General features: G+C 33.7%; 28 protein-coding genes and 1 riboswitch. Of the genes, 21 read left to right on the forward strand and 7 right to left on the reverse strand.

Going from position 1 to position 19,480, the window contains the following annotated elements; all coding sequences use genetic code 11:
• The first annotated feature begins 13 nt into the window (after window positions 1-13).
• From LXM54_RS10030 to LXM54_RS10045, 4 genes are all read left to right on the forward strand, one after another.
• Entirely contained in the window at window positions 14-781 is a 768-nt protein-coding gene (locus tag LXM54_RS10030; RefSeq protein WP_233315047.1) for a 3-oxoacyl-ACP reductase, read from the forward strand.
• Window positions 782-1,183: 402 nt separating this feature from the next.
• Complete coding sequence (locus tag LXM54_RS10035) at window positions 1,184-1,756, forward strand: VanZ family protein (protein ID WP_233315048.1); 573 nt, start codon at window positions 1,184-1,186, stop codon at window positions 1,754-1,756.
• A gap of 111 nt (window positions 1,757-1,867) precedes the next feature.
• Window positions 1,868-2,305: a YfmQ family protein gene (locus LXM54_RS10040; protein WP_233315049.1), complete on the forward strand. Its 438-nt coding sequence runs from the start codon at window positions 1,868-1,870 to the stop codon at window positions 2,303-2,305.
• Between the two features lie 380 nt (window positions 2,306-2,685).
• A complete protein-coding gene (locus LXM54_RS10045) occupies window positions 2,686-3,507 on the forward strand; it encodes a uroporphyrinogen-III synthase (protein WP_233315050.1) in 822 nt (273 codons plus the stop codon).
• A gap of 40 nt (window positions 3,508-3,547) precedes the next feature.
• Here the strand turns inward: LXM54_RS10045 and LXM54_RS10050 are convergent, their stop codons facing one another.
• Window positions 3,548-3,862, reverse strand: a complete 315-nt coding sequence (locus LXM54_RS10050) for a DMT family transporter (RefSeq protein WP_233315051.1) — start codon at window positions 3,860-3,862, stop codon at window positions 3,548-3,550.
• Complete coding sequence (locus tag LXM54_RS10055) at window positions 3,862-4,197, reverse strand: DMT family transporter (protein ID WP_233315052.1); 336 nt, start codon at window positions 4,195-4,197, stop codon at window positions 3,862-3,864. Before LXM54_RS10055 ends, LXM54_RS10050 begins: the two co-directional genes overlap by 1 nt.
• Before the next feature lie 68 nt (window positions 4,198-4,265).
• Window positions 4,266-4,369, reverse strand: a riboswitch (guanidine-I (ykkC/yxkD leader).
• 141 nt (window positions 4,370-4,510) lie between these two features.
• Between LXM54_RS10055 and LXM54_RS10060 the strand changes: the two genes are divergently transcribed.
• A complete protein-coding gene (locus tag LXM54_RS10060; protein ID WP_233315053.1) occupies window positions 4,511-5,089 on the forward strand; it encodes a hypothetical protein in 579 nt (192 codons plus the stop codon).
• Window positions 5,090-5,429: 340 nt separating this feature from the next.
• On the opposite strand, the gene LXM54_RS10065 is transcribed toward LXM54_RS10060, so the two are convergent.
• From LXM54_RS10065 to LXM54_RS10075, 3 genes are all read right to left on the reverse strand, one after another.
• On the reverse strand, window positions 5,430-6,176 hold the full coding sequence (locus LXM54_RS10065; protein ID WP_267913343.1) for an amino acid ABC transporter ATP-binding protein: 747 nt from the start codon (window positions 6,174-6,176) through the stop codon (window positions 5,430-5,432).
• A gap of 16 nt (window positions 6,177-6,192) precedes the next feature.
• Window positions 6,193-6,852 (reverse strand): amino acid ABC transporter permease, encoded by a 660-nt coding sequence (locus tag LXM54_RS10070; RefSeq protein ID WP_233315054.1) that lies wholly within the window; start codon window positions 6,850-6,852, stop codon window positions 6,193-6,195.
• 66 nt (window positions 6,853-6,918) lie between these two features.
• Window positions 6,919-7,692 carry an amino acid ABC transporter substrate-binding protein gene (locus LXM54_RS10075; protein ID WP_233315055.1) on the reverse strand — a complete coding sequence of 258 codons (774 nt, stop codon included), beginning with the start codon at window positions 7,690-7,692 and terminating at the stop codon, window positions 6,919-6,921.
• Window positions 7,693-8,256: 564 nt separating this feature from the next.
• Here LXM54_RS10075 and LXM54_RS10080 point away from each other — a divergent pair.
• Together LXM54_RS10080 and LXM54_RS10085 are read left to right on the forward strand one after the other, a co-directional pair.
• Complete coding sequence (locus tag LXM54_RS10080; RefSeq protein WP_233315056.1) at window positions 8,257-8,481, forward strand: hypothetical protein; 225 nt, start codon at window positions 8,257-8,259, stop codon at window positions 8,479-8,481.
• A gap of 8 nt (window positions 8,482-8,489) precedes the next feature.
• On the forward strand, window positions 8,490-8,807 hold the full coding sequence (locus LXM54_RS10085) for a hypothetical protein (protein ID WP_233315057.1): 318 nt from the start codon (window positions 8,490-8,492) through the stop codon (window positions 8,805-8,807).
• 102 nt (window positions 8,808-8,909) lie between these two features.
• Here the strand turns inward: LXM54_RS10085 and LXM54_RS10090 are convergent, their stop codons facing one another.
• Window positions 8,910-9,383, reverse strand: coding sequence for a DUF3278 domain-containing protein (locus LXM54_RS10090; RefSeq protein ID WP_233315058.1), 474 nt, complete (start codon window positions 9,381-9,383; stop codon window positions 8,910-8,912).
• A gap of 4 nt (window positions 9,384-9,387) precedes the next feature.
• Window positions 9,388-9,579, reverse strand: coding sequence for a helix-turn-helix transcriptional regulator (locus tag LXM54_RS10095; RefSeq protein ID WP_233315059.1), 192 nt, complete (start codon window positions 9,577-9,579; stop codon window positions 9,388-9,390).
• A gap of 397 nt (window positions 9,580-9,976) precedes the next feature.
• Here LXM54_RS10095 and LXM54_RS10100 point away from each other — a divergent pair, with 397 nt between their 5' ends.
• The 14 genes from LXM54_RS10100 to LXM54_RS10165 all read left to right on the forward strand — a co-directional run bounded on the left by LXM54_RS10100 (window position 9,977) and on the right by LXM54_RS10165 (window position 19,420).
• A complete protein-coding gene (locus LXM54_RS10100) occupies window positions 9,977-10,651 on the forward strand; it encodes a response regulator transcription factor (RefSeq protein ID WP_442780438.1) in 675 nt (224 codons plus the stop codon).
• Window positions 10,648-12,075, forward strand: coding sequence for a HAMP domain-containing sensor histidine kinase (locus tag LXM54_RS10105; RefSeq protein WP_233315061.1), 1,428 nt, complete (start codon window positions 10,648-10,650; stop codon window positions 12,073-12,075). Before LXM54_RS10100 ends, LXM54_RS10105 begins: the two co-directional genes overlap by 4 nt.
• Window positions 12,076-12,171: 96 nt before the next feature.
• The gene (locus LXM54_RS10110) at window positions 12,172-12,315 is read left to right on the forward strand and encodes a hypothetical protein (RefSeq protein WP_233315062.1); all 144 of its coding nucleotides are present in this window, start codon (window positions 12,172-12,174) and stop codon (window positions 12,313-12,315) included.
• A 69-nt stretch (window positions 12,316-12,384) separates the two neighbouring features.
• Window positions 12,385-12,867, forward strand: coding sequence for a DUF456 domain-containing protein (locus LXM54_RS10115; protein WP_233315063.1), 483 nt, complete (start codon window positions 12,385-12,387; stop codon window positions 12,865-12,867).
• A gap of 185 nt (window positions 12,868-13,052) precedes the next feature.
• Window positions 13,053-13,454: a hypothetical protein gene (locus LXM54_RS10120; protein WP_233315064.1), complete on the forward strand. Its 402-nt coding sequence runs from the start codon at window positions 13,053-13,055 to the stop codon at window positions 13,452-13,454.
• 107 nt (window positions 13,455-13,561) lie between these two features.
• Window positions 13,562-13,837 (forward strand): hypothetical protein, encoded by a 276-nt coding sequence (locus LXM54_RS10125; RefSeq protein ID WP_233315065.1) that lies wholly within the window; start codon window positions 13,562-13,564, stop codon window positions 13,835-13,837.
• A 316-nt stretch (window positions 13,838-14,153) separates the two neighbouring features.
• Complete coding sequence (locus tag LXM54_RS10130; protein WP_233315066.1) at window positions 14,154-14,816, forward strand: hypothetical protein; 663 nt, start codon at window positions 14,154-14,156, stop codon at window positions 14,814-14,816.
• A 336-nt stretch (window positions 14,817-15,152) separates the two neighbouring features.
• Entirely contained in the window at window positions 15,153-15,686 is a 534-nt protein-coding gene (pssA, locus tag LXM54_RS10135; protein WP_233315067.1) for a CDP-diacylglycerol--serine O-phosphatidyltransferase, read from the forward strand.
• On the forward strand, window positions 15,677-16,165 hold the full coding sequence (locus LXM54_RS10140) for a DedA family protein (RefSeq protein WP_233315068.1): 489 nt from the start codon (window positions 15,677-15,679) through the stop codon (window positions 16,163-16,165). Before pssA ends, LXM54_RS10140 begins: the two co-directional genes overlap by 10 nt.
• Window positions 16,166-16,302: 137 nt before the next feature.
• Window positions 16,303-16,479, forward strand: a complete 177-nt coding sequence (locus LXM54_RS28245; RefSeq protein WP_233315069.1) for a DUF2500 domain-containing protein — start codon at window positions 16,303-16,305, stop codon at window positions 16,477-16,479.
• A gap of 21 nt (window positions 16,480-16,500) precedes the next feature.
• Window positions 16,501-16,716 (forward strand): DUF2500 domain-containing protein, encoded by a 216-nt coding sequence (locus LXM54_RS28250; RefSeq protein WP_411411222.1) that lies wholly within the window; start codon window positions 16,501-16,503, stop codon window positions 16,714-16,716.
• A 243-nt stretch (window positions 16,717-16,959) separates the two neighbouring features.
• Window positions 16,960-17,112 carry a hypothetical protein gene (locus LXM54_RS10155; RefSeq protein ID WP_233315070.1) on the forward strand — a complete coding sequence of 51 codons (153 nt, stop codon included), beginning with the start codon at window positions 16,960-16,962 and terminating at the stop codon, window positions 17,110-17,112.
• A 228-nt stretch (window positions 17,113-17,340) separates the two neighbouring features.
• Complete coding sequence (locus LXM54_RS10160) at window positions 17,341-17,787, forward strand: hypothetical protein (RefSeq protein ID WP_233315071.1); 447 nt, start codon at window positions 17,341-17,343, stop codon at window positions 17,785-17,787.
• Between the two features lie 535 nt (window positions 17,788-18,322).
• Entirely contained in the window at window positions 18,323-19,420 is a 1,098-nt protein-coding gene (locus tag LXM54_RS10165) for a polysaccharide deacetylase family protein (RefSeq protein ID WP_233315072.1), read from the forward strand.
• The last annotated feature ends 60 nt before the right edge of the window (window positions 19,421-19,480 follow it).

Below are 19,480 nucleotides of genomic sequence, written 5' to 3' on the forward strand. Positions count from 1 at the left end.
AGGACGAGGAAAGTTGAATCTTCAAGAAAAAATTGTTTTAGTGACAGGTGCAAGCAGAGGAATAGGCGCAGCTATCGCTAAAAAAATGGCTGCTGAAGGTGCATTTGTCATTATTAATTATTTGAAAAACAAAGACCTCGCCGAAGCAGTTGTCAGTCAAATCGAAGCAGCAGGAGGGCAGGCTGTTGCCATTCAGGCAGATGTTCAAAAAGAAGAACAAGTCACCGATATGGTCGCACAGATTGCTGATGCATTCGGTACAATTGACATCGTTGTGAATAATGCCTTGAGTCATTATACCTTTAACCCCAAAACAAGGAAAACAGCATGGGAAATCAGCTGGGCCGATTACAACAGCCAGTGGGAAGGCAATGTTCATGGCACCTATAATGTCTGCAAAGCAGTGATGCCATATATGAAGGAACAAATGCAAGGCAGGATAATCAATATTGTCAGCAATCTAATCGATTTTCCGATTATTCCATACCATGACTACACAACATCAAAAATGGCCTTGTTAGGCTTTACAAGAAATCTAGCCAAAGAGCTTGGCCTATTTGGAATCACCGTGAATGCAGTCGCGCCAGGCTTGACCTATCCGACAGATTCCAGCTCCGAAACACAGGAATCTGTGCGAGAATCAATCATTCAAATGACACCAATGGGCCGTTTGGCAAGTCCTGATGATATTGCAGGAAGTGTGCTGTTTTTAGCATCAGATTTGGCAGCGTTTGTGACGGGGCAGTGTTTGAATGTAGATGGAGGATTGGTGATGCGATGAGTTAGGAGAGCTTGCCTGATGGGTAGGCTCTTTTTTTATGTTTTTATCAAACAAAAAGAGAAACTCAATCGGAAGTCTATGCATTCGACATATTGAGTCCCTCTCTTTTCAAAAAGGATTTAATATATGTCCATAGTTGAAATGTTAAGAAACCTAATATAGATATTGATAAAAAAGTAATCTGTCAGATTGGAATAGTATGTTTCATTTTTTTAGCTTATATGCTCCAACAGTTGCTGTAAAACCTAATAAGATCAAGAAAAAGAAGTGACATTTGATAAAGAGTCTGCTTTCTCTTACTCTTTTTTGTATCATACGAAATGATATAAAAAGGATAAAATACAAACTTTTTAGTAAAGAGTTTCGTCTAAGTATTGGATTAAGGAAAGGGGTTAAGATACTATGTATTCGTCGATTTATGATATTGTCTTTTTTGGAACAATTTTTTTAATTATTTATATCGTAGTGGATTTTATTAGAATGAAAACAAGTGGTTTAATGAAAAGATTGATTACTTATAGCTTTCTATATTATTTACTGCACGTTGCGCAATTAACAACTGGAGGAATTATATTGCCTCCTCAACACGATTTTTTGCCAACTATACAGCTAGTGCCGTTTTATTTTATTAAAGATTGGTACAATCTTTATCATTATCAAGGATTCGACTGGTTCTTTTGGAATTCTGTAAAGTTATCTTTTTATAATTTAATAATGCTTTGTCCATTAGGTGTGTATATATCGTTGTTATTTAAAGCAAGAAAATTTTCAAAAGCGATAGGATGTATTTTTCTAGTAAGTGTAACAATTGAAGTGCTGCAGCTTTTATTAGGTTATGTAGGTATTGTTGAAGGCAGGGCATTTGATGTGGATGATCTGCTGTTAAATACTATTGGTGGCGGAATTGGCTATATTATAACAGAAGCAGTAAAAAAGAAAGTTAGATTATTTCGTCAAAAGCAAATGGTTAATTAAATTGGATGGTCAATAATTCTGCCAATTGGATGGTCAATATTGTTTCGAAATCCAGTATGATAGTTATGTGATATACTTAGCATGGTTATTATAATATTGGAGTGAGCATAGATGACTTGGATTTCCATCATAGCGTTAGTTCTATTTTGTATAGTTAAGGTTTTAATGACATGTTTGCCGACAGGTGTGGTCGAATGGCTGCTTGGAAAATATAAATTGCATTTGAAATTGTCAGAAGTTAATACAGAAGTTCTCTATAATGGCAGAAAAATTGAAGGAGCGCTTAAAACTGATATTTTAAAGCTGTTTAATGAGGCAACTGTCAGAGAAAAATACAGTTTATATCCTGGAAGTGAAGAAGGGTATCTTCACCCTGAGAATGCAGATTATTCTTTAACGATTGTTACAAGAAACGGCAAGAAGGAGTTAAAGCTGTTATTGTCCAGTTATAAGGACCGTATGGATATTGTTAAACAATATAAAAATAAAATTGTTGTATATAGCACATATCCGCTTGAGATGGATATTAATAAAATGATTCAAGCTTAAAAACTTTCTTAAAGGGCTGAACACAAAAATGGTAACGAAACAAGTGTTTGGAACTATTTAACAGAGCATAAACTCGGCCGCTTTCCTTTTCCTTTAAAACAGGAATTAGTCCAATCAAATACACCATACAAAAAGCCGGAAGGTATACAGTGGGAACTGGTAACAGAAGAGGAATGGGCGGAGATGTCTGTATTAAAGGAAATAATTGAATTAACGAAAGTGAAAGAAGGAAAAAGGCCATTTTTGTAATAGAAAATGGCCTTTTTTTCGTATTAACTTAAAATTATAAGAATATTGCATAAAAATATTTTCTTTTTCTACGAGCCTGCTATTATAATAGAAAATATATGTACATAGATGAGGGAAAAGAGGTAACTAAAATGGGCAAAGGATTAGAAGGGAAGCGTGTGGTTATTGGAGCTTCTCGTAAAATAGAAGAAATCAGCAAATTAATCGAAAATCAAGGCGGTATTCCAGTTGTCCGCTCTTTACAAGGTACCGTTTTCTTAGCGGAAAAAGAGGTAGAACCTGCTCTGATTAAGTTTGTGAACGAAGGGGCAGACTGGGTCATCTTTACGACAGGCATCGGTACAGAAACACTTGTAAATATCACGGAAAAGCTAGGTGTAAAAGCGGAATATCTTAAGCGATTGGAAGCGGCTAATATAGCGATCAGAGGCTACAAGACAAAAAATTACTTGAAGAAAATTGGCGTAGTGCCTGATATTCTCGATGAAGATGGGTCAACAAGAGGATTAATTCGTGCGCTTGAAGATGTTGATTTTGCAGGGAAAAACGTATTGGTTCAGCTTCACGGTGAGACAGCGCCTCGACTCATCCAGTTTTTAGAAGATAAAGGAGCAAGCGTTGCTACTATCCTGCCATATCAGCATATCGCTCCAGAATGGGATGCTGTGCAAACACTTTTTGAGGAAATGCACGATAACAAAGTGGATGCCGTCTGCTTTACGAGTGCGATTCAAGTACGATCTCTTTTTACATTTGCAAAAGAGAAGGGTGTAACAAAAGAAATCCTCGATGCATTCCAAGACAATACATTAGCAGTTGCAGTTGGAAAAGTAACTGCAGAGGCATTATCGGAAGAAGGAGTAGACAAAATCGTTGTTCCTGAGCTTGAACGTATGGGTGCAATGATTATTGAGTTGTCTCGTTATTATGAAGGCAATAATGTGAACTCTTGAGAGAAACATGTAAGAAAAGAGCTATTCAGCTCTTTTCTTATTAGGAGACCAATTTTAAACCTACTGCTGCACCTAACACCATAGCTATAAAGACAAGTCTTCGCCAATCTTTTGATTCACCATATAGTAACATGCCCAAAATAGCTCCACCAGAAGCACCAATTCCTGTCCAAATTGCATAAGCTGTTCCCATTGGGAGTGTTTCCATTGAATAGGAAAGGAAGATAAAACTAGCACCAAATCCTAATATTAATAGTAATACGGATTGCCAGTTACGGTCTTTATGCAATTTGTTTATCATAGCCACACCAAACATTTCACACAGACCTGCTAGTATAAGAGAAATCCAAGCCATTACGATTCATCCCCTTCTTGAGTTTTATTTTTTGTAACCAATTTTAAGCCGATTACGCCTCCTAAAAGGAGTAAGATGAAGAGAACCTTTTCCACTTTAAAAGCTTCCCCAAAGAATAGAAGTTCAGAAAGTACAGTTCCTGCAGTACCTAAACCAACAAACACTGCATAAACAGTCCCAACAGGCAGCTTTTTCCCTGCCATAATCATTACGTAGAAGCTGATGATAATACAAACAACTGTCCCCGCCCACATCCATAGGTTATCAGAGTGCTTTAAGCCAATAACCCAAAATACTTCAAAAAATGCTGCGATAAAAACTTTAATCCAATCCATTTCTAAAACCTCCAAATTAATTTTGCATAAAAAAAAACAAAAGCCCGGGAGCAAACTGATAAGTCAGTTTCTCCCAGGCTTTTGTCCTTCCGTGACACAGCAAAGCTGTGAGTTTTCTCTCGGACCAGTCCAACACAATAATATATGCTGCGGAACCCTAGAAAACATTTTTGTTTATGCAATTACCTTGAATTATACACAATTTTATAGATGTGTCAAACATGGCTATTCAGATATTAGCTGATTAATAGTAAAAAGGTTGTATTTTACCAGAAGAATGGTGATAATAGAGGAGAAAGGGAGGATGTAAATTTTGGAAAATGCATTAATTATGATGACAGATCGTTCGACCTCTTTAAACTTCCTAATATACTTGCAAAATATATATATAAATCAAACAAACAATACCGAAAAGATAAAGTTCCCTTATTTCTCTGCAAAGATTACTTTTAAGGATGACTTTAAATCAAGGTTTCAAAACCTATGGAAGAAAGTCTCTCAAATTGTATTTCTTAATGATGTCAACGATACAAAGCTGTTTTATGAGGAAAAGGAAATTTTTTATCATAGTTTGTTTTGTGAAGATGCTGAAGGTCTAACTAGTTTTCATGAAGTTTATAAAAGCTTTCAAGCTTGGTGGGGAGACTTTACTGGCGGTTTTGTGATAGAAAGGTCTATTGATGAAGCAGGCTATAATTTATATATGGATTTAGTAGGTTATTATAAGGAAAGCGGAATTAAGGTGCAAAAAGATATTTATATTTCTCTGATATATGATGAATGCCTATTAGCAAATACTCAAACTTCATCTAATTTTGCTGTCATTCCAATTAAAGATTATTTCATAAACTATGATGAATTAGTAAAGAGATTGAAAAATAATTTTCTATAAGTATAAAACAGCGAAAAAGATGCAGCTGTTTATTTCTTCAGCTCTATTTTGCCAATAATTGCTTCACTTGAAATGCCACCTGAGTCCCCACGTATTATTTAATGGTCATTATAATAAATAGTTTTTACGGGAATTTCTAATGTTTGGTGTTATTATTTATTTTACACAGAAATCCTTTATTTATTGCGCGGTTTACAGTTTAATAAAGGGTTATCTATAAGATTAACTGGTTTACCAGTTATAGTTATGGAATTAAATCAATAAAAAAGCCAACCAGAATAAATTCTGGTTGGCCATTAAGTTTGCTAGGATGGTAGTTTATTATGAAACTGCCTTTTGCTTATTTTAAACTGCGGTTTAAGAACGCTTTTGTTCGTTCAAACTTAGGATTTGTAAACAAATCTTTTGGAGCACCAGATTCAACAATTTCCCCATTGTCCATAAATACGACTCTGTCAGCAACTTCTCTGGCAAAGCCCATTTCGTGCGTTACGACAATCATGGTCATGTTTTCTTGAGCCAGGTCCTTCATCACTTGCAATACTTCACCAGTTAATTCTGGATCAAGAGCGGAAGTAGGCTCATCAAATAACATAATATCTGGGTTCATCATTAATGCTCTGGCAATTGCCACCCTTTGTTTTTGTCCGCCGGACAGCTTAGCTGGAAACGAGTTCGCCCAGCTGGAGAGCCCGATTTTTTCTAGCAGCTCATTGCTTCTTTTCTGTATGTCAGCAGAGGCTTCTTTTTTGACCATTTTTGGAGCAAGCTCTAAATTTTCTCTCACAGTCAGATGAGGGAAGAGGTTGAAGTGCTGGAAGACCATCCCCATTTTACCTGTGATTTGTTTAATGTCTTGCGGTTTAACGTATTGTCCATCTTTTACTAAATAATCGCCGCTCACACAAATACTGCCGCCATCAATCACCTCAAGATTAACAAGACTGCGAAGCATGGTGCTTTTTCCAGATCCGGAGGGACCAATAACCGCTACTACTTCGTTTTTATTTACATTAAATGTAATTTGCTTTAATACGTCTAAATTGCCGTACGATTTTTTTAAGTTAGAGATTTCAATAATAGCCATATTCACCAACTCCTTCTTATTCAAATTTGAATCGGCGTTCAAGCCATTTAAAGATTAACGTTAATAGAAGCGTCATGATTAAATAAATGACACCTGCCACAACAAATGGCACAATTGTAAAGTCGCGATTAACTGCAGCTTGAGCAAAGTGCAGCAATTCTGGTACAGCTACCGCATAAAGGAGTGCTGTATCTTTAACAAGTGTTACAGATTCGTTCGCCACAGCCGGAAGGGCGATGCGGAACATTTGCGGAAGAATAATCTTTCTTAAAGTCTGCCATTTGTTTAAGCCAAGTACTTGTGATGCCTCATATTGACCTTTATCAATGGCAATAAGACCGCCGCGGAAGATTTCGGCAAAATAAGCAGCATAGTTTAAAATAAAACCTAAACATGCAGCTACAAAACGATCTAATACTAAATATTCACCAACTACAGGAATCATTGGCAGACCGAAACAGATAAACAATAGCTGCAGCAATAGCGGTGTTCCGCGAAGCACATAAATATAGCCTTGAGCAAACCAGGAAAGAGGCTTAAAGCTGCTTCTTACAGCTAATGTTAATAAAAAGCCTAGCGGTATGGACACTACAATCGCAATGATAAACAAGAGGACAGTCATCTGAGCCCCTTCAAGCAAAGGCATAATTATTGATTTAATGTATTCAAAAGACATAAAAGTTACCTCCGAAAACAAAACGGACTTCCTTATCGGAAATCCTGTTTTGCCAGTAATTAGTTATTATTTCAACACTTTATCTTCGCCAAACCACTTTTCAGAGATTTCTGATGCAGTGCCATCCTCGTTCATCTCATCAAGTGCTTTTTGTAGTTTATTAAGCAGATCCTCATTACCTTTTTTAACGCCTACTCCATATTCTTCAGGAGCAAGAGATTCATCAAGTACTTTGAAAGTGCCTTCCTCTTTTGTCATATAGTAGTTAATAACAATTTCATCAATTACTACTGCGTCTAAACGGCCACTCTTTAAGTCATTCAAAGCAGAAACATTGTCAGCAAACTCTGTTACTGTTTTAATTTTTGATTTAATAGGATCAGCATCTAATGCATCAGATGCAGAAGAAAGTGATTGAAGACCAACGACTTTTCCTTCTAAATCATTAAGTTTAGAAAGAGAAGAATCAGCCAATGTTACGACAACCTGTGCATTTTTCAAGTAAGGCTCTGTAAAGAGAACTTTTTCTTTACGCTCATCTGTAATGGTGTAACCGTTCCAAATAAGATCAATACGACCGCTGCTTAACTCAGATTCTTTCGTTTTCCAGTCGATAGGTTGAAATTGAGCTTTCATGCCCATTTTTTCAGCTGCTGCTTTCGCATAGTCAATATCAAAACCAACAATCTCATTATTTTCATCACGGAACCCCATAGGAGCAAATTTATCATCAATACCAATTACCAATGTATTGTCATCTTTTTCGGTAGATTTAGAGCACCCTGCTACAATGGTGAAAATCGCTGTTACTGCTAAAATCATCGTTACTAAACGTTTCATATATTATAGAGACCACCTTTAATTAAGTATTTTGCTTTAGTACGCTACCATATTATCGAACTATAGTATTGTAACACTATCATCCAATAAATACAATTAGGTTTTTCGTATAAAAGTAGATTATTATCAGTAAATTACAAATTAGTAACTAAAATAGTAGAAACCTTAAAAAAAAGAGCCCTTCATTAATAATGGAACTAATAAATCGCGATTAAATGAAACCAAAGAAGAGCAATAAACGTATTAAAGTTATTACAATTAATCTATGAGAAGGATAAAGAAATGCATAAGAAAAGAATTGTCATAAATCTAATTGGTTGGCTCTATATAGGTGTTCTAACAATAGTGTACTATTCTGAGCGATACCCGTTTATCACTATTGGTTTTAGCGGATTTATTATTTTTATGGTTGGAGTTTGTATGTGTTTATACAGTCCTAAAGTAGACGAGGTTTTAAAAAAATGGTTTGGAAAAAAATAATGGAAGTAGTAAGAGTAGTTAGTGTCTTTGCTAAATAAGATTACGTACGAGGAGAATTACAGGTGAAAATACCTTTTGGAGGTAATGATGAAGATAGAAGAAAAAGATGATTTGGTTATTATAGATGGTATCGAAATAGACGGTTCAATTGATATGGAACAGCACTGTAAAAAATGTCAACATAACTTGGTTTACTATGAAGATTATGATGCTTATTTCTGTCCTTCCTGCAATGAATGGACTGAGGTGAAATGTGAAGACCCTAATTGTTCTTATTGTCCAAAACGACCAGAAAAACCATTACCTTAGATGGAGTAATGATTCTAGAAAGGAAGCACTATATGCATGAAATCATTCCATTATTTTTAGATACGGAAATCTCTGAACAAGAATATTATGATGGCATCATTTATTTTATTTATTCTAGCAATATTAGAAGTGGAGAATATGAGTGTAATCAATTTGTAGTTAAAAAAATGGATCATTTAAATTATATAATTTTTGAAGAATATGTCATTAATAACAAAAGAGAAATTCATCACTCCGTTTCCATTTCGAAAAGTGAATTGGTAAAGGTAATCAATACGTTTGCGGAAAATCAAGGATTTGTCGTTAGAAGTTATGATGGGACTTGAGTGTAGATGTTTTCTTTTTATGAGGCATGAAGAAACACCCCTTAAAATTCACTTCGTTAAGTGTATTTTAAAGGGTGTTTTATTTGAAAAACATGTTAATGTTTAATCCAATAAATCAATGTTTTTATGATAGGATTTTTTGAGTGAAGTATAGCTTATTATAAAATTAAAGAAGGATATAAAAATCGCTGGTAAAAACAACTGAACTGAACTTGTCATGTTAGACGGGATTCCTTGTATTACTACTAACATAACGGCAATAAGAACCATCATGATTAAACTGCGGTTTATGATTGCTTGTTTTTCTTTTTTAAATCGTCTTTCACTTATAATATCAGGATATTCTATGCCTGACATTATATATCTTATTAGTACATAGGCAACTAGGAAACATAAAGAAAGCAAGGTGACAGTTCCAGAAGCAGACCCTCCGTAAAAAGAAAAATTATTAATCAATGCATAAATAAATAACAATATGGCAAGCAGCACAGCAGATTCAGCTATATAGTAAAGCATTTTCTTTTCTTTGTATTCATCCTTAGGTAATACCTTAGACAGCCATGATTTTTGTTCCATAAAATTACTCCTCCCAAAATAAGTCATCGAGTGTTTTTTCTAAAGCCTTAGCAATGGAAATACAAAGCTGCAAGGTAGGGTTGTAGTTCCCTTTTTCAATAAGACCAATTGTTTGTCTTGTAACATTAACCTTTCTGGCTAACTCTGCTTGAGTCATGGATTTCTCAGCTCTGGCTATTTTAATACGATTTTTCATAATTTCACCGACCGAACTAAATTACACAATGTAATATTTAAGTTGCATTATGTAATATATATATTACGTTGATTTCCTTAAAAAGGCAATAAAAAGCAAAAAAATTCTATTTATTATTTTCATAATCTTCTCCTAACATATTTAAGATTAAAAAATTTTCATTAAAATTTTAGAAAGCATCATGATACATTTTACCGTTATTTCATTACGGTTTTGTATGATTATAGAAAGGATTAATCTTATTAAGAAAGGAGAATAGTATTAAATGCATATAAATCCCATAAGCAGGTCACTTTCATTTTAAAAAATCCTCACTTAATACAAATTAATGCATTAGTATCCAATATAATTTAGATAAGATATAATTCTGACAAGATAATATATGGAGGTAAAACAGTTGAATATTTTAGTTATTGAAGATGAAGAAGCGTTATCAGAATTTATTCTTTTGGAGCTAATGCACGAAGGATATAATGTTACGCCTGCTTATGATGGAAGGAAAGGGTTAGAGCTTGCATTAGAAAAGAATTGGGATGTTATCCTGCTTGATTTAATGCTGCCAAAATTAAATGGTATTGAAGTTTGTAGACGGTTAAAGGCAGTAAAGGATATTCCAATCATTATGATTACTGCCAGAGATAGTATTATGGACAGGGTCTTAGGATTAGATATCGGTGCTGATGATTATATTCCAAAACCCTTTGCCATTGAGGAATTGTTAGCAAGAATTAGAGTTATTATTAGAAGACAAGAGAAACTGAAAAATTTACCGGAGATGACTTTGTCCTTTAAAGATCTTGAGCTTAATATTGAGTCAAGATTGTTAAAAAAAGGGGAGCAGCTAATAGAACTGACTAAAAAAGAGTACGACTTGTTATTTCTGTTTATGAAAAACATTAACCGAGTTTTAACTAGAGAGATTATTCTAGAAAATATTTGGGATTATCATGCAGACATAGAAACAAATGTCGTAGATGTTTATGTGATGCATCTTCGCGGGAAATTGGAAGCTAATGATAAAGAAGGCTATATACAAACGATTAGAGGAATGGGATATGTTATGAGGGAATGAAAAGTGTGAAAGCATTATTACCTAAAAGTATCAAGATAAAATGGAAATTAACATTTTGGGCCGCATTACTAATCCTCTTCTTATTTTTATCCTATACCTTCGTTCAGTATGTTGTCATTATGAAGTGGGTTAATAATCATGAAAGACAAACAATTCAAAAAAATATGGAAGAAATTTATGCCTATTTATTAGAAGCAGATTCAGAACAAGAGATTTTAGAAAGTAAAGCGTATATAGATATCTTGAATGAACATCACCAATTAATAAGGATTGTTAGTGAAAATAATTCCGTATTATTTACAATAACAAATAAAGTGCCAAAAAATTGGGTCTCATCACAATCAGCTTTAAAAGAAGAATTAGTGGAAATGTCCCCTAAGGGAGATCGACTGCTTGTATACCGAAAGCCTTTTGAAGTAACCGGTTTTAAAGGTACGATAGAAATTGTCCGAAACTTAGAGAACTTCGAAAGTTTGATAAATCAAATAACGACATTAGTAATAATTACAGGATTAGTGGCTATCATTTTAAGTTTTGTAGGGGGAAGGATTCTGTCCTTTCAGTTATTAAAACCAATAAATTCTATGATTAGGACAATGAAAAGTATAAAAGAAAATGGTTTGAATAAACGGGTGAATATCGATAAACAGCATGATGAAATGACAGAGTTAGGAATTATGTTTAATGAATTAATGGATAATCTCGAGACATCTTTCCAGCAACAGCAACAATTTGTGGAAGACGCTTCTCATGAATTAAAAACACCATTAACAATCATTCACGGTCATCTATCCCTTATAAATCGCTGGGGAAAAGATAATCCGCAAACATTAGAAAGGTCACTTAACTTGAGTTTGAATGAAACCAATAGATTAATCCGTATGGTTTCAGAATTGCTGACCTTATCAAGAGGAGATTTCTCCACAAGTACTGCTGTATTAGAGGATATAAAAATAAAAGGTGTAGTAGAGGATGTTGTTGAAAATTTCTTAACTTTGAATCCAGACTATAATATTTCCTCTTCAATAGATATTAGTAATGATTTCACCTTAAAAATATTCAAAAATCATCTTGAGCAAATAATAATTATCCTGTTAGATAATGCCATAAAATATTCAAAAAACAAGAAGGAAATCGAGCTTAAAGTAAAACATAGCGAAAACAGCTTAGCTATTGAAATAAAGGATTACGGTGTTGGAATTCCAGAAGAAGACCTACCATTGGTGATTAATCGATTTTACCGTGTTGATAAAGCAAGAAGCAGAAAAAATGGCGGAAATGGGTTAGGATTAGCAATCGCCAAAAGGTTATTGGAATATTATAAAGGGTCGATTGAAATTCAAAGTGTTTATGGTGAATGGACAAAGGTAATTATTAATATCCCTTTGAGAAAAGATTCTGATGTACTGTTCCGAAAAAAATAAAATGAATTAAAGAGGTGGAAAGAATGTTTAAAAAAATTATGAAAACGATTAAGCAATTTTCTCACAGCAGTCATAGATCTAGAAGCTATAGTAGAAGTGATAGAAAAAGGTATAAAAAATACAGCAGCAGTGATAGAAGAGGATATAAAAAAAGCAGCAGCAGTGATAGAAGCAGAAGGTATAATCCGTATGGCGGCAGTCACCGCTATAAAAGTCGCAAGCATAGCAGCAGCTAAATAACGAAAGGAAATCTTGTTCTGAAAGAGCAAGATTTCTAAATGTTAGAATTTTAAAAAGGCAGGTTTTTTGATGGAATTCGTATGGTGGGCAATAACCATAATATTATTTATATTAAGTTTTGTGGGGATAGTTTATCCGATTATTCCCTCTGTAGTAGCAATATGGGGAGGATTTTTGGTTTATCAGTTTTTGATTAATCCTAGTGAGCTGTCTATATGGTTCTGGATAAGTATGGGATTGTTAAGTGCTGTATTAATAGCAGCCGATATCATCGCAAATAGTTATTTTGTGAAAAAATACGGCGGGTCAAAGATTTCTGAAACAATAGCTGCAATCGCAACAATAGTCGGGTCCTTTATTCTCCCTCCATTTGGAATTATCCTCGTACCATTTGTAGCGGTTTTAATTACGGAATATATCTTGCATAAAGATATGAAGAAGGCGGCAAAGGTTGGATTCGCTACGGTAATAGGCTTCTTAGGAGGCAGTGTAGCAAAAATATTAATACAGGTTATTATGATTATTTGGTTTTTTACTGCAGTAGTTGTATAGGTTGATTTATCAATCTCTATTGAGAGGAATTCTAATGAATTCCTCTTTGTTTTTTAGATAATGTAAAGTAAAAATGATTAATTAATATGGGTTAAAGGACTAAAGGGGGTAAGTGAAAGCATAACTATAATATGAGTCCCACTTATAATAAAAAATTAGAGGAATAATAAAAGCGAGGTAGATATATGAAAGAAAAACTTAGAAAAATCAATCTACGTACTGCTTTAATAATGGCTATTTGTTTTTACTCTTTAACAATGGCACTGCATATCCTTGTTATCAGCAGTGTTATTCCGTTCTCTTGGGTTAACGGAGGGCGATCTGATTCGTTTGATTCTCAGCTGCCAATATCTGTTGTTGGTATGGTTGTTTGCATTATAGGCGGTGCTTTTACCATTTTTGCTGGCCAAAAAAAGCGTTATTTACATAAAAGAGGAAGATCTATTATATGCTGGTGTTTCGTGGCACTTTGGACCTTTGGCTTTTTTCAACAACTACTTGGAACATCTTTTGAAAAACTGGTATGTTCGTTTCTATTGCTTCTTGGAGTGGTATCACACTTGCGTATGGCTATTGAAACAAGATAATGAATAAGGAATTAGTAGTTAAATTGTTTTGATTTCTAATTTTAATTTACGGGTAATAATATTGGTAAAGATAAGTATATTTTAGTTTAATGTATTGGAGGGGTTTTATGGACATGGTGATAATTGTTATTATCACACTTGCATTACTTTTCATCCCTGTTATGTTTTATTATAAAAATACAAAAAAATTATTATTATCATTGTTAGCTTATTTTATATGTGCTGCTCCAATGCTGTATGTGGTTATTGATGATGTAATAAATAATTATGAAGATGCTAATATTGGCTTAGGATTAGGGATTTTTCTTACTTGGGGTCTTACTGCTTGTTTATATTTAATTTTAGGAATCTCAATTTTTGTTAGATTAATACGAAAAGGGTAGTGTATATTGATTTATCTCCGCTGCTAAAGCAGCTTTTTTATTTTTTGAGATATGCTTGATTATATGAAGAAATTCGCTAGAAACAGATGCAAATCCGATATCGCAAATAAGATGCAACCGTAAAAAGTCAGACAGTGGTATAAATGTCTGACTTTTTTTGTGTTAATGGAAGTTACATCTCTTGTTGCAAAATAAACAGAGTTTCTATGTGACAGAAAGAAATTTTAATATATGCGTTTGGGAATAAACACCTTTGGGAAAAGAGAACTTATAAGTTAAATATTGTAAAATGAAATAGTGATGGAGGATTTTGGAGATGACAGAAAAAAAGCAAAGCTTATTAGGTAACATTTTTTTAGCATTACTACTGGTTATAGTGATAAGCGGTTGTGGTCAAAAAGACGAAGCTCAGGAAACAGAGGGGAAAGCTGAAAATACAGCAGCAGCTACAAAAGCAAATACAGAAGCAACTGCAGATGCTAGTGAACCGAAAAAAGTGTCGGCAGCAGAAACGGATGGAAAAACAGTTTTTGATAGGAACTGGGATAGCTTGAAAAATGAATGGAATAAAAGTATGACTTCCGTTAATCCTGACTTGGCTACTCTGAATGATTTAGAAGAAAAGGATAGTGCTTATGGATTACTTCGTACTGGCACTATCAATGAGAATCAAACAATTGTAGTATCTGCAGCAACGGATAACGATACTGGCAACCTTCGGACAGCAGCAATTTTTGGAATTATGGATGATAGCGGAGACGTTACTTCTGCAGCAGTTAACTTAGTTAATATAGCAGATTCAACCATTTCGGCAGAAAAGAAACAAGAAATTAATACAGCATTAGGTTTAGTCGACGGTAGAATTATTGATAGTGGGCAAAGTACATATGAGGAGAACGGGCTGATGTATACGGCCATTTATGATGCTCCAGAGAATTTGGAGCCTACATTAGGATTGTCCATACAAGAGGTTGAATAGAATTTATTGTATTTGTTTTAGTTTTCTTTAGAAAAGAACACAAAGCAGTCTGCCTATAGGTGACTGCTTTTTTGGTGTATATTGTCTTTAGACGGAAATCTAGCTATTAAATAAAAAAAAACAAAATAAAACAAAAAATAGTTTGTTTTTTTATCTAATTAAAAGGTTTTTTTATGAAAAACACATAGAATCCACATTGGAATTTTATAATTTGAAAGAATAATAAGATTGCTCGTACTTTTTGAGATGAAGAAAAATTCACATAGAGTAAGGGTGAACCATAATTATACTAGGAAGATGAATAAATAAACAATCGTTTTGGAGGCTGGTTATATTTTGATTTATTTAGCTAATATCATTACCATATGCAACTTTATCTGCGGGGTGTTATCTATCTATTCCTTGCTATTAAATAATACATTTTCAGCGATGATGTTTATCTGCTTTGGCATGTTTTTTGACCTGTTTGATGGCAGGGTTGCGCGAAAGTTTAATACCGTATCTGAGTTAGGGAAAGAGCTTGATTCTCTTTCTGATTTAGTAACATTTAGTATTGCACCCGCCATGCTGGCATATAGTATTTCTTTAAGTCAGCTTTCCCTCGTTGGTTTGGTTTGTGCACTTGCATTCAGCATTTGCGGACTGCTGAGATTAGCCCGTTTTAACGTAGAACAAAGCAATCTGGCAGTATTTATTGGATTGCCAGCACCGGCTGCTGCTATGTGCTTGTTAGTACTTATGACATTACATAGCCCAGTTATTTTGTGCATCGGCATATGCATCCTGGCATTTCTAATGGTCAGTCATATTAAAATTCCAAATTTCAAGAAACAAGACAATGAAAAAATGGAAATTCACGGATGGAAGTAGCTAACGAGTTAATCGGTCAATATGGTTATTTTGCTGTTTTCCTATTGCTCAGTTTGGGAATAGTGGGGTTGCCAATTCCTGATGAAGCACTGATGACGTTAATAGGATACTTTACGCATATAGGCACTCTTAATTATCAGCTTGCTATTTTAATCAGCTTTAGCGGGACTTTTCTAGGCATGATGATTAGTTATATGATTGGTAAAAAAGCTGGAAGACCTCTGATAGATAGGTTTGGAAAATGGATTGGGCTAAAGGAGAAAAGATTTTTAAAAGTTGAATCATGGATAAAGAAGTTTGGACCGTATTCCCTGTTGATCGCTTATTTTATTCCAGGAGTACGCCATCTCACATTTTACTGTTGCGGGATTGCACATATGAGGCTAAGAATATATTTGATGTATGGCGGAATTGGGGCCTTGATGTGGTGTTTTGTTTTTATTACAATTGGCAAATTGTTAAATATAATGGGAGTTTGAGAGGAATGCAGAATCATACAGAGGGCATAATTCAGCTCTCTATTGTTGTTTCATAAATTGGGAAAAATGGTTGAATTATGAAACTTATTATATACATAGTCGTAAGTATTATAAGCTGTTAAAGAAGGAGGCTTTATATGGGGGGGGATTTGTTTTTTCAAGAAGATTTAATCTTTCAAATCGGTCCTATTATTATTGCAATAATTTTTATTATTGTAATCAGCGGCTTCTTTTATTCCATTTTTAAAGGAATTGGTCAGTGGCGCAAAAATGAGCAATCACAACAGCTTAGTGTGACAGCTGTTGTGAAATAAAAACGAACAGATGTTAGCGGAATTTCAAATGCTAATTATCAAGAAGAAAGCAACTTTTCATCAAGCACTTATACATTTTATTATATTACCTTCGAATTTGTAAGCGGTGATCGTTCAGAGTTTCATGTTTCTGGTAAAGAGTATGGTCTGCTTTCTGAAAATCATATTGGAGTATTGAGCTTTCAAGGCAGTCGTTACTTAGGATTTCAAAGGCAGATGGGAATTACTAATAATTAAGATTTTATCCTTTGTGAAGATGTTACCCATTAAATACTCAGCAAATATTAATATTTTTACTATAATTCACAATAAAAAGATGAAAAAATCTGCTTGGATAGTGAAACTTTATGCTAAGAAATTTCGTTTATATTAATACAAACAGTATGTTTATTTAAGAGCTTTTAAAAATGTTGAAGATTGGTACAAAAGGGGCTTTTAATGTAAGATTATGTAATTAGATTGGTGTTTGGAACCATTACAATGGGAGTTTCAACAGGATGTCTTTTACTATTTAACAAACAATGGTTACAAGAGCCCAATTTAGAAAGAAATCTGTTTTTATTACTAATAGGTTTTGTTGGCGGTTGGGGTGGCTGGTATGTATTAAAAATCATTAAATATAAAAAAATTTAGTAGCTGAAATTTGTTAAATACTCTCATAAACTTCAGATAATATACTTCCGTTACCTCTACTAATTGTATATACATAAAGTGAATTTTTCAGCTATGCTAAGTCATGCTACTGCTATTCTCCTCTCTTTTTTATATTCTTTTATGAAAATATTCTTCCTTTAATAAGTTTGAGTGAAATTAATAGCAGTTTGCTAAAAAATTAGATTCAACATTGCTAGGAGTGTTCAAATGAAGAAATTCTTATTGATCACAGGCGTAACGGTATTAGCAGGGTTATTAGCATTCATTATTTATAATGTTAATTTTAAGGATAAAAATTTCACTGCAATAACTAACATGGAAAATGCGGAGATAACTTCATTAGAAGTCAAAAAAATGAGCCGGAATAGTGATGAAGAACTGTTAGTGACCGTAACTAATCATGAAGAAATTAAAAAAATAATGGCTGATTTTAGAAATTCTAAATGGGTTAGAGAACCACAGAGTTTTACCGCAGAAGAATACTATAGTATTGCTATGAAGAAGGATAAAAATTCCTTAGGTGAAATACTGATAATTGGGAATGAATCATTTCTAGTATCTATACATAAAAATCCTAGCTATAGTAAATCAAAATATTTCATTTTTAAAAATGAAAATTTAGAGATTGATAATTTATTTAGAGAAAATAGTTAACATAACGCTACTCTAGAGAGCAGCCCCCAGAAAAAATTCGTAAAGCTCTTAAATACTAAGGACTTTATAAAGGATACTCCTAAAAAAGAAGCGTATTATAGGAAATCTAGTATGGAGTTGATATTGCCTAAATATGGATGTATAGGGACTATAGTTCTATTATTCCAAATAGTGTAAGTTAATTAATCTTTTAATACAGTTTTTATGTTAAATTAAGAGATGTTTGTTAAGGAAAAAAATGTGAAATAAAAATGCGTTAAAATGAAACGTTAAGGAATAGATGGGAGGAATGTAATTAATTTGTTTGGATGAAGCTTTCAAAAGAATATAAATCTAAAAATACAATACTGTATGAACCAGCATGGTGTTTATAATAAAGAATTAGGTGTTTGTTTTTACTTCTATCTTTTAATATAAAAAGAAGGTCAAACAATTGCTTTATTAGAGTTGTTTGGCCTTTTTGTGCTTATTCGTACAAAAAACTCTCAATATATTAATTTACATAATGTTAAAGTAGAAAGTGAAGGACAGGAAGATGAAAAGAATAGGGATTATCGTTTTTTGTATGTTGTCAATATTAATTTTGTTAGTTGTTACGGAAAAAAATAGAACTTTATCAAGTGACTCTACGCCCCGACAAATGGCTGAAGACAATGAAATAGATAAACACGAAGAAGTACAAACAGATGAAAACAAAGACAGTAAAAAACCAGCTGAAACGCAAGACGTTGAGAAAGAAACGGAAACGAAAGAAGCTGAAAAAACAATCGAAGAAAAACCTGATGAAAAACCAGTAGAAACGAAAGACGCTGAAAAAGCAACAGAAGAAAAGGCTGATGAAAAATCAGTGGAAACAAAAGACGCTGAAAAAGCAACAGAAGAAAAGGCTGAAGAAAAACCAGAAGAAACAAAAGACGCTGAAAAAACAACAGAAACAAAAGACACCGAAAAACCAGAGGAAACAAAAGATACTGAAAAAGCAACAGAAGTTAAGGCGAATGAAAAAGCAGTTTATTTAACCTTCGATGATGGTCCGACTTCTTCTACTTTTGAGATTTTAGATACCCTTGACAAGTATAATGTAAAAGCAACATTCTTTATGTTAGAACCTGCTATGAAGACTTATCCGAAAGCGGTTAGTCGAACGGTTAAGGACGGACATGGAGTTGGTTTACATGGCGTTACCCATGATGTAAATAAATTTTATCAATCAGCAGAGTCAGCTTTAAATGAAATGCAAGTAGCTCAAAAAACATTACAGGACATCTCAGGTGTTAAAACAAACTTAATCCGCACGCCGTATGGAAGCATTCCTTATTTAACAAATTCTTTTAGAGACGTTTTAAAAGAGAATAAATTTGTCATCTGGGATTGGAATGTGGACAGCAGTGATTGGAGCGTTTCCAATAAAAAATATGTACAAAATATAATTGAACAACTAAAACAATTAGATCCGTCTAAGCATTCACCAATAATATTAATGCATGACAGAAGTGGCACAGCTTCTGAACTTCCTACTCTATTAAACTATTTAAAGGATAATAACTATCAAGCAGAAATCATAGATGAAAAACTTGAACCGTATAGTTTTGAATGCCATGACCGTTGTTATCCAATCACTCAAGCTCAATAAGAATAACTAGTAAACTTTCTGTAAGAGATTGAGAAGTAAGAATAAGAAAAGCGGTGTAGC

Source organism: Bacillus sp. Au-Bac7 (assembly GCF_021341655.1).
GTDB lineage: Bacteria > Bacillota > Bacilli > Bacillales > Cytobacillaceae > Niallia.